Source organism: Kribbella antibiotica (genome assembly GCF_004349055.1).
GTDB lineage: Bacteria > Actinomycetota > Actinomycetes > Propionibacteriales > Kribbellaceae > Kribbella > Kribbella antibiotica.
This window is the reverse complement of the sequence record NZ_SMKX01000215.1, coordinates 1-12,528: the sequence shown is the minus strand read 5'-3', so window position 1 is coordinate 12,528 and position 12,528 is coordinate 1. Positions and strand designations below refer to the sequence as shown.

12 protein-coding genes are annotated in these 12,528 nt (G+C 68.6%); 5 read left to right on the top strand and 7 right to left on the bottom strand.

Annotated elements, in window-relative coordinates:
- From E1263_RS39420 to pepN, 3 genes are all read right to left on the bottom strand, one after another.
- On the bottom strand, nucleotides 1–374 hold a 374-nt coding region (locus tag E1263_RS39420), incomplete at its 3' end, for a hypothetical protein (protein WP_132177064.1).
- Between the two features lie 254 nt (nucleotides 375–628).
- The gene (gene sepH, locus E1263_RS39415) at nucleotides 629–2,062 is read right to left on the bottom strand and encodes a septation protein SepH (RefSeq protein ID WP_132177062.1); all 1,434 of its coding nucleotides are present in this window, start codon (nucleotides 2,060–2,062) and stop codon (nucleotides 629–631) included.
- Between the two features lie 207 nt (nucleotides 2,063–2,269).
- Nucleotides 2,270–4,726, bottom strand: coding sequence for an aminopeptidase N (gene pepN, locus E1263_RS39410; RefSeq protein WP_132177060.1), 2,457 nt, complete (start codon nucleotides 4,724–4,726; stop codon nucleotides 2,270–2,272).
- A 22-nt stretch (nucleotides 4,727–4,748) separates the two neighbouring features.
- Here pepN and E1263_RS39405 point away from each other — a divergent pair, with 22 nt between their 5' ends.
- Together E1263_RS39405 and E1263_RS39400 are read left to right on the top strand one after the other, a co-directional pair.
- Complete coding sequence (locus tag E1263_RS39405) at nucleotides 4,749–5,693, top strand: aldo/keto reductase (protein ID WP_132177058.1); 945 nt, start codon at nucleotides 4,749–4,751, stop codon at nucleotides 5,691–5,693.
- A complete protein-coding gene (locus E1263_RS39400; RefSeq protein WP_132177056.1) occupies nucleotides 5,690–6,442 on the top strand; it encodes a YaaA family protein in 753 nt (250 codons plus the stop codon). The genes E1263_RS39405 and E1263_RS39400 overlap by 4 nt, the downstream gene beginning before the upstream one ends.
- Here E1263_RS39400 and E1263_RS39395 read toward each other — a convergent pair.
- Entirely contained in the window at nucleotides 6,407–7,129 is a 723-nt protein-coding gene (locus E1263_RS39395) for a tyrosine-protein phosphatase (RefSeq protein WP_132177054.1), read from the bottom strand. The genes E1263_RS39400 and E1263_RS39395 overlap by 36 nt on opposite strands.
- A gap of 143 nt (nucleotides 7,130–7,272) precedes the next feature.
- On the opposite strand from E1263_RS39395, the gene E1263_RS39390 reads away from it, so the two are divergent.
- Nucleotides 7,273–7,893 (top strand): HNH endonuclease family protein, encoded by a 621-nt coding sequence (locus tag E1263_RS39390; protein WP_132177052.1) that lies wholly within the window; start codon nucleotides 7,273–7,275, stop codon nucleotides 7,891–7,893.
- Here the strand turns inward: E1263_RS39390 and E1263_RS39385 are convergent.
- The gene (locus E1263_RS39385) at nucleotides 7,890–8,801 is read right to left on the bottom strand and encodes a DUF389 domain-containing protein (protein ID WP_132177068.1); all 912 of its coding nucleotides are present in this window, start codon (nucleotides 8,799–8,801) and stop codon (nucleotides 7,890–7,892) included. The two genes, E1263_RS39390 and E1263_RS39385, sit on opposite strands and share 4 nt — an antisense overlap.
- A gap of 108 nt (nucleotides 8,802–8,909) precedes the next feature.
- Between E1263_RS39385 and E1263_RS39380 the strand changes: the two genes are divergently transcribed.
- Nucleotides 8,910–10,328 (top strand): APC family permease, encoded by a 1,419-nt coding sequence (locus E1263_RS39380; RefSeq protein WP_132177050.1) that lies wholly within the window; start codon nucleotides 8,910–8,912, stop codon nucleotides 10,326–10,328.
- On the opposite strand, the gene E1263_RS39375 is transcribed toward E1263_RS39380, so the two are convergent.
- Nucleotides 10,270–11,502, bottom strand: coding sequence for a Cmx/CmrA family chloramphenicol efflux MFS transporter (locus E1263_RS39375; RefSeq protein ID WP_238161983.1), 1,233 nt, complete (start codon nucleotides 11,500–11,502; stop codon nucleotides 10,270–10,272). The two genes, E1263_RS39380 and E1263_RS39375, sit on opposite strands and share 59 nt — an antisense overlap.
- Before the next feature lie 80 nt (nucleotides 11,503–11,582).
- Here E1263_RS39375 and E1263_RS39370 point away from each other — a divergent pair, with 80 nt between their 5' ends.
- Complete coding sequence (locus E1263_RS39370) at nucleotides 11,583–12,188, top strand: rhomboid family intramembrane serine protease (protein ID WP_132177048.1); 606 nt, start codon at nucleotides 11,583–11,585, stop codon at nucleotides 12,186–12,188.
- Nucleotides 12,189–12,293: 105 nt separating this feature from the next.
- On the opposite strand, the gene E1263_RS39365 is transcribed toward E1263_RS39370, so the two are convergent.
- A partial coding sequence (locus tag E1263_RS39365) for a transposase (RefSeq protein WP_165956754.1) occupies nucleotides 12,294–12,528 on the bottom strand: 235 nt, incomplete at its 5' end.

The following is a 12,528-nucleotide window of genomic DNA, read 5'->3' as shown; positions in this document are numbered from 1 at the left end:
GTTTCGAGGAGGGTGAAGAAGTGGGTGGCGGCGTCGGTGAGGCGGAGGAGGCCGGCCTCGTGGGCTTGCCAGCCGAAGAGGAGTTCGCCGTCGATGGTGCGCGCGTCGGTCGGGACGGCGTACCGGCTGAGGGTGACGCGGGCGGGGCCGGTCTGCGGGTGGTGGTCGCCGCAGCCGCATTCGGCGGCGATGGTGATCGCGGTCAGGGCGTCGGCGGCGTAGTGCTGGAGTTGCAGGGTGGTGCCGCGGGCGGTGAAGCGGGCGATCGTGGCGTCAGGCAGCTGGACGAGCAGCTCGACCGGTACCGCGTGGGAGCCGGGGAGCAGGCGGAGGCCACGGGACGCGAGAAGATCGGCGAAAGCCGGAAGATTCATGGGTGCAAGATCCTGTGTGTGCTGGTGTCGGCGGGCGGGCCTGGGAAAGGGCAGGGCCTCGTGCGCCGGAGACGGCGCGCGTCAGCAACAACAACAGCGACAACACAGCAGAATCTGCATGCGGACGATCATGGCAGAGCCCGGGCCTGACGACAACACCACCCGCGCTACCGTCCGCGATCTGGGACAACTGTCCGTAGACGCAACAAAACCCGCACCGACGGATCGATGCGGGTTCGCTGACTGCTGGAAGGTCAGTCGGCTTTCTTGCCGAACATGATCTCGTCCCAGCTGGGAACACTCGCGCGCTTAGCGGCGCGGCGAGCAGGCTTCTTCTTGGGCTCCTCGGCCGCAGCCTCGGGCTCCTCAGGCAGTTGCTCCTGAGTCGCAGCAGGCTCAGCAGGCTGGACCGGACGCGGCGGCTCGGTCTGCTGCGGGCGAAGCTCAGTCGGGCGGGGCTCAGCCGGACGCGGGTCAGCGGTACGCGGATCGGCTGGGCGGGCGGGCGCCGGGGGAGTTGCCGCCACCGGACGCTCGGCAGGGCGCTCAGCCGGCGCCTGCACAGGCGGCCGCTCCTCGCGAGGCGGCTCGGGGATCCGGGTGGTGTTCGGTCCACGATCGATCGCGCCCGGCGGCGGGCCGACCGGCCGCTCCGGAGCACGCGACTCAGGGCTCGGGTTAGGCGGAGCATCCCGGCGTTCGGTGAACGGATTGGACGGCGGCGCCGCACGCTCTTCCGGCGGAGCGAACGCTGCCGACTCGACCGGAGGCTGCGCCGGACGCTCCACCGCGCGAACTCCCGGGTGCAACGCCGGCGGCTGCTCGATCGGTACGTCGATCAGGGTCGGCTCTTCATCCGGATTCGGCACCGAGTGCACGCGTCGCGGCCCCCGCTCCGCATCCCGGGAAACCGGCTGGTTTCCAGGGTGGTTGCGGCGCGGCAGACTGATCGTGTCCTCGAAGCCGGCCTCGTACGAGTCAGCGCCGTGATCGGGCGCGACCGAAAGATCGATATCGGCGACGGCGGTCAGTCGCCGCTCACCGGGCTGAACAACCGGCTGCACCGGCGGGGCAATCACCTGCGCCTGCTCACCGACCAGCCAGCGCGCCTCGTCGTCGTCCGGGACCGCATAGCGACCCGGAGCGTCGTACGCGAAGAGTGCGATCTTTTCGTCCTTGCGCTCCGGCTCCGAAGGGTCTTCACCCTCGACGAAGTAGGAGACGCGGACCTGCCAGCGGCCGTCGTCGCGCCGCCAGGCGTCCCAGTCCGCGGTAGCCGGATCGACGTGCCGGGTGCGCAGCCGGTCGGCCACCCACGCGCCGAGGTTGCGGGTCGGCGCGTCGGCGCCACCACGACGGCGGACTGAGGCACGCTGGGCGAGGTTCGCGATGTGGTCCCGCTCGGCCAGGACCGGCCCGGCGAACGCCATCACGCGCTCCATCGGCATCTGGGCGACCGCAGCAACCGCCTCGGGACTCTCCCCGGCCCGGATTCGCGCCTGGATGTCTCGTGGGCGCAGCGCGCTCTCCATTTGAATCTCCAGCTGGCCGAGTCGGGCACGGTCGCCGCGCAGGGCCGCACGCAACCGGTCGTCGACCGGGACGGCGAACTCCTCACCCGTCTCTGCCATCGCCAGGATGAGCTGTTTGCCATCCTGGCTCAGACCGACGAGCCTCGCCTCGCGCATTGCCTTTGTTCTCCTGTGCGGTTCTCGACAGTCTCTCCCGGGACACGGGGCCTGACCAAGACCGGCACGCCGTACCGGTCGGTCATTGTGGAGGTTACGTCACGAAATCACCTTCGCGCTGCTCACCAGGGCCCTGAAGTCACATCAGTCACAGTAGTCACAACCCGCTGCGACTGCGACGACACAGGCCCTGGCGAACGTTACGAATCAGACCCCGTACGCTGCCCTGACGGCCAACGCGCGCTTCAGATCGTCAGCGCGGTCACCCACCGAGCGACGGATTCCGGCCGCCACGTCGTGATCGGCGACCAGATCGGCGGCGCGTGCCACCACCCGCTCCTCGACCTCGAACCGCGGGAAGCTGCGGCTCGCCGAGGTTGCCACGACGTACCCGGTCCGGATCTTCTCGGTGCCCGGGATCTCGGCGAAGTAGCGGTCGACGTACGGCGCGGTGAGCTCGCGCTGCGCGGGGTGCCAGAACCCTTCGGCGGCCGCGTCGAGCTCGTAGTTCGACAGCTCGCCATCGGTCATGATCTGGGCCCAGGCGCGCTCCTTGGCCGCGGCAGTTGGCAGCGCTGCCCGGCAGCGGATCGCGTGCTCGCCGCCCTCGGACGACGCGTCGCGCTCGAGCTCGGCGTCGATCCCGGCCTCGCCGATTGCACCGATGCGGGCGAGCTGCAGCGTGACGAGCCAGCGCAGGTCCGCGTCCATCGTGACGCCCGCCGGTACGCCCTCGCCGGCCAGCCAGCCGTTGAGCCGGTCGGCATCCGCGCTGAACTGGGTGTAGGCCCGGACGACGGCCAGTTGCACACTCGAACCGGCCTCCAGCTCCGGGAGGCGGTCGGCGAGAACCTGCTCGAGGCGCGCGCGACCCGCGTCGTACGGGAGGTAGCCGCCCAGGACGTGGCTGCGCGCCCAGCCGACCAGGGTGCCGACGGCGATGTCGCTGGTCTCACCGGCGAGCATCCCGAGCACGATGTCGAAGGCGAGGTTCGGGTCGAGCTCGGCGTCGGCGGCCGAGTCGCGCACGCTGTTCAGTACGACGGCCCGTGTCACGCCGTCGGTGATGTTCGGCAGGACGGCGTTCAGGTTGGCCAGGCTGTCGGCGTCGAGCCGGATCTTCGCCCAGGTGTCGTCACCGGTGTCCGGGATGATCACCAGCGTCGCGGGATCCAGCGGTACGTCGACCTCGTCGGCATCGAGCACGACGTCGACGATCGTGGCGTTGCCGGCGGCGTCGTACCCACCGACGGTCAGCTTGTGCGGTCGTGAAGCCGGGTAGGCCGCCGGGGCGACGCGGCGCAGCTTGATGCCGTCGGCGGTGCGGACCGCGCTGATGGTGTCGAGGCCCGGTGTCCGCAGCCAGTTCTGGGCCCAGGTCTCGATGTCGACGGCGCCCGCCTCGGTCCACTTGGCGAGCAGGTCGCCGAAGGTCGCGTTGCCGAACTCGGCGGCCCGGATGTGCGCGATCACGCCGCCGAGGAAGACGTCGTCACCGAGGTAGTTGTTCAGCTGCTTGAGCACCGCCGCGCCCTTGGCGTAGGAGATACCGTCGAAGTCGTCGAGCGACGAGATCGCGTCCTTGACCGGGTCGGCGGCAACCGGGTGCGTCGACGAGCGCTGGTCGGCCTGCAGGCCCCACCACTTGCGGATGTAGGCGAAGTCGATCCAGTTGTCCTGGTAGTCGGTGGCCGCGGTCGAGACCCGGTGCGCCATGTACTCGGCGAACGACTCGTTCAGCCACAGGTCGTTCCACCACTTCATGGTGACGGTGTCACCGAACCACTGGTGAGCCATCTCGTGCACGATCGTCCGGGCCCGGTTGCCGCGCTCCGCGTCGGTCGCGATCGACCGGAACATCATCTGGTCGCGGAACGTCACGCAGCCCGGGTTCTCCATCGCGCCGGCGTTGAACTCCGGCACGAACGCCTGGTGGTACTCACCGAACGGGTACCGGTAGCCGAACATCCGGTGGTACTCGTCGAAAGCCTGCTTGGTGACGCGGAAGACGTCGGCCGCCTCGCGGTCCACCGCCTCCTTCAGCGACTGCCGCGCGACCACACTCAGCGGGATCCCGTCGTGTTCGTCGGTGACCTGGTAGTACGGCCCGGCCACGATCGTGACGAAGTACGTCGACAGGGGCTTGGTCTCGGCCAGCTCCCAGCGACCGGGGGAGACCTGCGTCGCGGCGCCGTTGCCCAGCACCAGCCACTCGGTCGGTGCGGTCACCTTCACCCGGTACGGCGCCTTGAGGTCCGGCTGGTCGAAGCAGGCGTAGATCCGCGGCGCCGCGTCCAGGAACGACATCCCGTACAGGTAGGCCAGACCGTCGGCGGCGTCGACCGAGCGGTGAATACCCTCGCCGTCGTGGGTGTACGCCATCGTCGCGACCACGACGAGCTCGTTCTCGGCCTGGAGGCCGGCCAGCGCGAGCCGCCCGTCGCTCAGCCCGGCCACATCGACCGGCTCCCCGTTCAGCGTGACCGAGGTCAGCTCATCGGGCTTCACGTCCACCCAGCTGTCCGGCGCGGTGGCCGTGAAGCGGATGACGGTGGTGGATCCGAACGTTCGCTCGCCCTGGGTAAGGTCGAGATCGACGTCGTACGACTGGACGGAAAGTGCGGCGGCCCGGGTACGGGCGCCGTCGACGGAGAGACTCGGCATGGCGCCACTCTATGCTCTGACTATGAGCACGATGGAGTACCGGCAACTGGGTGACTCAGGCCTCACGGTGAGTGTGGTGGGACTGGGCTGCAACAACTTCGGCGGGCGCCTGGACGCGGCCCGGACGAACGTGGTGGTGAACGCCGCCGTCGACGCGGGGATCACGTTGTTCGACACCGCGGACGTGTATCGCGGCGAGCACGGTTCCAGCGAGGAGCTGCTCGGCGCCGCGCTCGGTTCGCGGCGCGATGAGGTGCTGATCGCGACCAAGTTCGGCGGCGACATGAAGGGCGACAACGGCCCGGACTGGGGTGTCCGTGGCTCGCGCCGTTACATCCGCCGGGCGGTCGAGGCGAGCCTGCGCCGCCTAGGCACGGACTGGATCGACCTCTACCAGCTGCACGTTCCGGACCCGGTCACCCCGATCGAGGAGACGCTGTCCGCCCTGAGCGAGCTCGTTGCCGAGGGCAAGGTTCGCTACATCGGCAGCTCGCAGTTCGCCGCCTGGCAGGTGGTCGACGCCGATTGGGTTGCCCGGACCGCTGGGGTCGGTCACTTCATCAGCGCCCAGAACCAGTACTCGCTGCTCGAGCGCGATGTCGAGGACGAGCTGGTCCCGGCCTGTGAGCACCTCGGGATCGGGATCCTGCCCTACTTCCCGCTGGCTGCCGGTATGCTGACCGGCAAGTACAAGCGCGGCGAGAGCGCGCCGGACGGCACCCGGCTGGTCAACCAGCCGCAGCGTCTGGAGCGGGCGGACTTCGACAAGCTCGAAGCTCTCGAGGAGTTTGCGGCCGAGCGGGACCTGACGATGATCGACGTCGCAATCGGCGGCCTGGCCGCACAGCCTGCGGTCGCCTCCGTGATCGCCGGTGCGACCTCTGCCGAGCAGATCGCGCAGAACGTCGCGGCCGGCACCTGGGACCCGACCCTCGAGGACCTCGCTGTGCTGGACGATCTGACGTGACCCTGATCCTGCTGCCCCCGTCGGAAGGCAAGACCGGTAAGGCCCGTGGCCGAGCCGTCGACTTCGGCACCCTGTCGTTCCCCGAGCTCAACCCGGTCCGCGAGCAGGTCCTGGACACGCTGGCCAAGGTGTCCGCCTCTCAGGACGCGTACGGCGTTCTGGGCGTCGGCCCGTCGCTCCAGGCCGAGGTCGAGCGCAACACGCGCTGGCGCACGGAGCCCGCCGTACCGGTGTCTGAGCTGTACTCCGGTGTCCTGTACGACGCTCTGGGCTACTCCACGTTCTCTCCCGGGACCAAGCGCCGGGCCGCGAACCGGCTGCTCGTCGTGTCGGCCGCCTGGGGCGCACTACGCCCGGCCGACCGCGTACCGCCGTACCGGCTATCCATGGGGACGTCACTACCCGGCCATGGCCCGCTCGCCGGTGTCTGGCGCGAGCCCCTGGCCGCAGCGCTCGCCGAAGCGGACGGTGTGATCGTGGACTGCCGCTCCTCGACATACGTCGCCGCCTGGCGCCCGACCGCCGGCAAGTGGGTGTCAGTGAACGTGGTGCGCGAGCGCAACGGCGTACGGACCGTTGTGTCGCACATGGCCAAGCACACCCGCGGTCTGGTCGCCCGCCACGTACTGGAGTCCGGAAAAGACCCCGGCACGCCGAAGGCGCTGCACAAGCTCGTCAGCGAGCGCTGGAACGCGGAGCTGGAACCAGCCGCCTCAGGCTGGACCCTCACCGTCGTGGAGCGGGACTAGCAGGCGAGCGCGAAGAGCGTTCAGTTCCTCCTTCCGCAGACCGTTGCTGAGGAGGAAAGCCGGCATCGCCAACATCTCGATGGTCGAGGCGAGCGACGCTTCCACGGTGGTGCCATGCGCGATCACAATGTCGGTCACCGCCGTGAGCTGATCACGCAGGCCCAGCTCGTCGAACCGGGGCTTCATCCGCTCGTAGGTGAGTAGGTAGTCCGCGATGATCACTTCAGGCTCGGTGCCCGCCAACGCGAGCAGCGCCAGCGACAGGAGACCGGTGCGGTCCTTGCCGCTGGCGCAGTGGATCACCACGCCGCCCGGAGGGGCGTTGGTGATCGCTCGGGCCGCGGCCACGATCACCTCCGGATACTCCGTCAGCAGCGCAGGGAAGTAGAGCGGCGACGACAAGCTGTCCAGCTGCGACCAGTGCTTGTAGAACGGGGTATCGGTCGCCGGGTCCTGCGGAACCTGTACGACGGTCAGTCCCGCCGGCCGCGGCACCTGATCCGGAGGCCCCTCGTTCACGTGCCGCAGGTCGACGATCGTGCGGATCCCGTACGCCCAGGCAGCCTCCCAGCCGTCTGCGCTGAGGCGGGTCGGCGCCTCCATCCGCACGATCGCACCCGTTCGCATGCTCCCGAGGCCGCCCAGGTCCCGGGCGTTGATGCAGCCGTCCCACTGGAGATCTCTCATGGCCGTGTGACGTCGTACTGGTGCTGCCGGTTCGGCCGAGCGTTCACTCGGGTTTCACCACGGGGTGGTTTCCGGCGTGAGCAGGGCGGGCAAGGCTTGAGGCAGCACGTCAGGGGGGATCCGCCCTTTGGAAGGCCTGACTGATGCGACGCCTCACCGCCCTAGCTCTCTGCGCTACCTCGATCTGGGCGCTCTCTTCGAGCCCAGCCCTGGCTGCACCGCCGACCCCACCGAGCGCCAGTACGGCGACCACCTACCTCAATGGCCTGACCGTCAAGGCCGAAGGCTCGACCAGCGGATATTCGCGCGACAAGTTCCCGCACTGGCACACCGTGTCGGGCACCTGCGACACCCGCGATGAGGTGCTCAAGCGCGACGGCACCGGAGTCACCGTGGACAGCCAGTGCGAGCCGACCGCCGGCCGCTGGTACAGCTCGTACGACGCAACCTGGGTCGCCGACGACTCGTCGATCGACATCGACCACATGGTCCCGCTCGCCGAGGCGTGGAGGTCGGGCGCGAGCGGCTGGACCACCGCCAAGCGCGAGCAGTACGCGAACGACCTGATGATCGCGCAGCTGGTCGCGGTGTCAGCTTCGAGTAACCGCTCCAAGGGCGACTCGGACCCGTCCGCATGGAAACCGACCAACACCGCCGTGCACTGCGTCTACGCGCGGGAGCGGATCTGGGTGAAGCACACCTACAGCTTGGCTCTCCAGTCCGCTGAGAAGACAGCACTCCAGAGCATGCTCGCGACCTGCTAGGACCGCCAGACCAACCGTTGCACCAGCAAGGTCAGTACGCCGGCGATCGTCATACCGGCCAGGTTGATCCCCAACTGGGCAGCCGCGCCACCGATGTGGCCGGGTGCCCAGAGGGCGACCGACAGCGCCAAGTCGCCGGCGGCCGGCACTGTGGTCACCGAGATGAACACCCCGACCAGGGCGTTCGACCGGCCGGCGGTCTGCGACAACACACCAGCACACCCAGCCAGTACGGCGACCACCGCCGACCATTTGTCCGGGCGCCAGATGAATCCGGTCAGTGGCCGGGCGGCGGTGATCGACTCGGTGTCGACCCAGCCCACCGCCCGTGCCAGCAACGCAGCGAGCGCGGTGAGCACGATCGCCAGCGCGAACCCACGAACGAGCAGCAGCGCGGCCCGCCAGGTCAGCCCGCGGTTGCGCAGAGCCAGCCCGACCGCGAGCGCTGCCACGACACCGAACTCCGGGCCGACGACCATGGCGCCGACCACGAGAATCGACGAGTCGGTGACGACGGCGACTGCGGCGATCATCGTGGCCAGCGTGAGGAAGGTGTAGTAGCTCCACGAACCACTCGCCTCGGTGTACGCCTGATCGACGACCGCGTCCCAGATCACCGCGTCGTCGGGTGCGCCCGGTGCCGCCTTCTCGGTCGCGCGGGCGTTGCGTGACGGGCTGGATTCGACAACCGCGACCGCGACCGATCCGTCGTCGTGCAGTCCCTGATCCTTCAGGAAGTCCAGGATGTCGGAGGTCGCCTCGCGGGTGACGTCGCACTCGACGACGTCACCGGCCGGCCGCTGGGCGGCTCCGGGCAGTCTGACGACGCTCGTCACCCGGGGATCGTCGACCAGGGTGTTCAGGACGCGGTCGCTGCGATCGGGTGGGACGATGAGACGAAGGTGCATCACGGACCACATGCTCGCAGGAGTTGCCGGTCATTTCCGGCCAGCGTGGGTCGTGGCGATTGCACCCTTGGATATGGTCCACTGACGCACCGAATCCAGGGAGGCACAATGGGCGACACCTCAGGCGCCACCGCGACGCCTGCGACCGCTGACCGGCCCGAGCTGAAGCGGGTGATGGGCCCGGGACTGTTGCTGCTGTTCGTGATCGGCGACATCCTCGGGACCGGCGTGTACGCGCTGACGGGGAAGGTGGCCGGTCAGGTCGGCGGTGCGGTCTGGCTGCCGTTCCTGTGTGCGTTCGTCGTCGCGTTGCTGACCGCAACCGCCTACCTCGAGCTCGTCACGAAGTACCCGAAGGCCGGTGGCGCAGCGGTCTACACGCACAAGGCGTTCGGCATTCACATCCTGACCTTCATGCTCACCTTCGCAGTGATGTGCTCGGGCCTCACATCCGCGTCCAGCGCGTCGAAGGCGTTCACGGCGAACTTCTTCGTCGCCGCCGGAATCGGCAAGGGCCACGGCACGGCGCTGCTGATCACCGCTTTGTCGTTCATGACGCTGATTGCGATCGTGAACCTGCGCGGCGTCGGCGAGAGCGTCAAGGCGAACGTCGTGCTCACCGCTGTCGAGCTGACCGGTCTGCTGATCGTGATCGGCGTCGGCGCCTGGGCGCTGATCAGCGGCGACGGTGACACCTCGCGGCTGACCGAGTTCAAGGTGCCGGCCGGTGAGTCCCCGTTCGGTGCGGTGACCGCGGCGACCGCGCTGGCGTTCTTCGCGATGGTCGGATTCGAGGACTCGGTGAACATGGCCGAGGAGACCAAGGACCCGGTCAAGATCTTCCCGAAGGTGATGCTGATCGGCCTCAGCATCACCGGTGTCATCTACGTGGCGGTCGCGATCTCCGCGATCACACTGGTACCGCCGGAGAAGCTGAGCAAGGGCGACGCGCCACTGCTCGAGGTGATCAAGGTCGGCGCACCGGGCTTCCCGGTCGAGATCTTCGCCTGGATCACCATGTTCGCGGTCGCCAACTCGGCCCTGATCAACATGCTGATGGCCAGCCGGCTGCTCTACGGCATGTCGCACGAGAAGGTGCTGCCGGGCCCGCTCGGCCGGGTCCTGCACAAGCGCCGGACGCCGTGGGTCGCCATCATCTTCACCACCCTGCTCGCCTTCGTCCTGATTGGGTACGCCGACCTGACGGCTCTCGGCGGTACGACGGCCTTCCTGCTGCTGTGCGTGTTCGCCATCGTGAATGTCGCAGTGCTGGTCCTGCGCCGGGACCGGGTCGAGCACAAGCACTTCCGTGCACCAACAGTGCTGCCGGTGCTCGGTGCCGTGCTGTGCGTCTACCTGGCCAGCCCGCTGTCCGGCCGGGCGACGAAGGACTACGAGATCGCGGGCTGGCTGATGCTGCTCGGACTCGCGCTGTGGGCGCTGACCTGGGTGCTGAACAAGTACGTGTTCAAGCGGAAGGCAGACTTCGATCCGTCGCACCTTGATCCGAGTGGGCCGGTGAACTGACCGGAAGGTAGGCGGCTACGACGACCGTCGCGAGGGCCGCGAGCCCGGTGGCGACCGCGATCCAGCCGAGGGAGCGATACCCGGCCCCCGCGCTGATCGCGATCCCGCCGAGCCACGGCCCGAGCGTGATCCCGATGTTGAACGACGAGAAGTTGGTCGCGGTCGCCAGGATCGGGGCGTCCCCGGCCAGGCTGAAAACGCGGGCGTTCAGGGCGGGGTTCACCGCGAAGCCGAACCCGCCGAGCAGGAAGATCGCCGCGACCGCCACGATCGGGCTGCCCGCAGTGAGCGCGAGCACCGCCGACAGAACGATCACGCCTGTGATGCCGGTGAAGAGAGTGTGGAACGGCAACGCATCGGCGTACCGGCCTCCGATGGCGATGCCGATGAACGAGCCGAGGCCGTAGAGCGCGAGCACGCCTGGCACGGCACCGGCGGGAAGCCCGGTGGTCTGGATGAGCAGCGGCGCGAGGTAGCTGAAGACGACCAGGATCGACGCCGTGACCAGCGCGGTGGTCGCGAACGCGAGCCACAGCCGCGGGCTCACCAGGACCTTGAGCTCCTCGCGCAGCCGGGGTGCTTGCGCAGGGTCCGGCCGACCGGCCGGGATGGTCCGCAGTACGCCGATCATCGCGAGGATGCACAGGCCGGCGACGGTCCAGAACGCCGCCCGCCAGCCGAGGTGCTGACCGAGAACCGTCCCGATCGGCAGCCCGACGATCGTCGCGATCGTGAGCCCGCCGGTGACAATGCTCATCGCGCGTGCCCGGCGGTTGGCCGGAACCATGGCCACGACCGTGACCGCGGCGACCGACCAGAACCCGGCGTACACGAAAGCGCCGATGACGCGGGTGGCGAGCAGGACGGCGTAGTTCGGGGTGAGGGCGCCGGCGATGTGGGTCAGCGTGAAGATGCCGAGGAACAGCAGGAGCGCCGTGCGCCTAGACCACTTCAGCGTCAAGACCGCCAGGATCGGGGCGCCGAGCAGCATGCCGAAGGCGAACGCCGAGATCAGCAGCCCCGCGGCCGGGATCGACACGCCGAGGTCCTCGGACATCTCCGGCAGCAGTCCGGCGAGCATCAGCTCGGACGTCCCCTGCGCGAAGATGCTCAACCCGAGCACGTACACGGCGATCGGCATCGTCGTTCCCCCAAGCCCCCTCGACAGCAACATTAAGTATCCCAGAGATCACGCTGCGCTGTCGCCGCGCCCGCCGCGTCCTGAGACTTGGTCCAATACGGCATCGTGGGGACATGAGTTTTCAGACACCCGCTAAGCGCACGGGCCGGACGGTGGACACGTCGCGGATCGGGAGCGGCTTGAAGCTGCTCGCCGTGCTGATCGGCCTGATGTGGCTCAGCGAGATCGTCGACACCGCACTGAACGGCCGCCTCGACCAGTACGGGATCATCTCGCGCGACCCCGAGGGCTTGATCGGCATCGTCACCTCTCCGTTCCTGCACCTCGGCTTCGGCCACCTCATCTCCAACACCCTGCCGCTGGTCACCCTCGGCGCCCTGATCGCGCTCAGCGGCGCCGCCCGTCTGGCCGCAGTCACCGCCCTCGTGACCGTCATCGGCGGCTTCGGCACCTGGCTGGTGTCTCCGCCGAACACCATCACCATCGGCGCCAGCGGCGTCGTCTTCGGCTACGCCACCTACCTGGTGGCCCGCGGCATCTTCAACCGCCGCATCTCCCAAGTCCTCGTCGGAGTCGTGGTCATCGGCGTCTGGGGCAGCGCCCTCCTAGGCGGCCTGCTTCCACAAGACGGGATCTCCTGGCAAGGCCACCTCTTCGGCGCGATAGCCGGCGTACTGGCCGCCTGGTTCCTCACCGACAACAAACCCAAGGTCAGCTAAGCAAGCGGACGCCCGCCACTCACCAAGTACTTCCGAGGGCGGCTTCCCGTCGCCGGCTGAGCGTGGCGCTTGGACTGTCGCCGAGGTTGGATGCTCCTATGGATGTCAAGCAGCGGTTGGCTTGGGGTTTGGTTGGCGTAGGACGTAGTAGATCTCGCGGGCGATGAGGCGTTTGAGGCAGCGGATGATGTCTTTCTTTGACAGGCCTTCGGCGGTGCGTTTCGCTGCGTAGGCCTGGGTGCGTGGATCGTGGCGGAGTCGGCTGATGACGATCACGTAGAGCGCTTTGTTGGCTTGCCGGTCGCCGCCTCGGTTGAGGCGGTGGCGGTGGGTCTGGCCA

What these genes read in the sequence shown, in the direction of transcription:
- E1263_RS39405 (WP_132177058.1), top strand. Translation starts at nt 4,749, where the DNA reads ATGAGCACGATGGAGTACCGGCAACTGGGTGACTCAGGCCTCACGGTG.
- sepH (WP_132177062.1), bottom strand. Translation starts at nt 2,062, where the DNA reads ATGCGCGAGGCGAGGCTCGTCGGTCTGAGCCAGGATGGCAAACAGCTC.
- E1263_RS39390 (WP_132177052.1), top strand. Translation starts at nt 7,273, where the DNA reads ATGCGACGCCTCACCGCCCTAGCTCTCTGCGCTACCTCGATCTGGGCG.
- E1263_RS39385 (WP_132177068.1), bottom strand. Translation starts at nt 8,801, where the DNA reads ATGCACCTTCGTCTCATCGTCCCACCCGATCGCAGCGACCGCGTCCTG.
- E1263_RS39395 (WP_132177054.1), bottom strand. Translation starts at nt 7,129, where the DNA reads ATGAGAGATCTCCAGTGGGACGGCTGCATCAACGCCCGGGACCTGGGC.
- E1263_RS39375 (WP_238161983.1), bottom strand. Translation starts at nt 11,502, where the DNA reads ATGTTGCTGTCGAGGGGGCTTGGGGGAACGACGATGCCGATCGCCGTG.
- E1263_RS39370 (WP_132177048.1), top strand. Translation starts at nt 11,583, where the DNA reads ATGAGTTTTCAGACACCCGCTAAGCGCACGGGCCGGACGGTGGACACG.
- E1263_RS39380 (WP_132177050.1), top strand. Translation starts at nt 8,910, where the DNA reads ATGGGCGACACCTCAGGCGCCACCGCGACGCCTGCGACCGCTGACCGG.
- pepN (WP_132177060.1), bottom strand. Translation starts at nt 4,726, where the DNA reads ATGCCGAGTCTCTCCGTCGACGGCGCCCGTACCCGGGCCGCCGCACTT.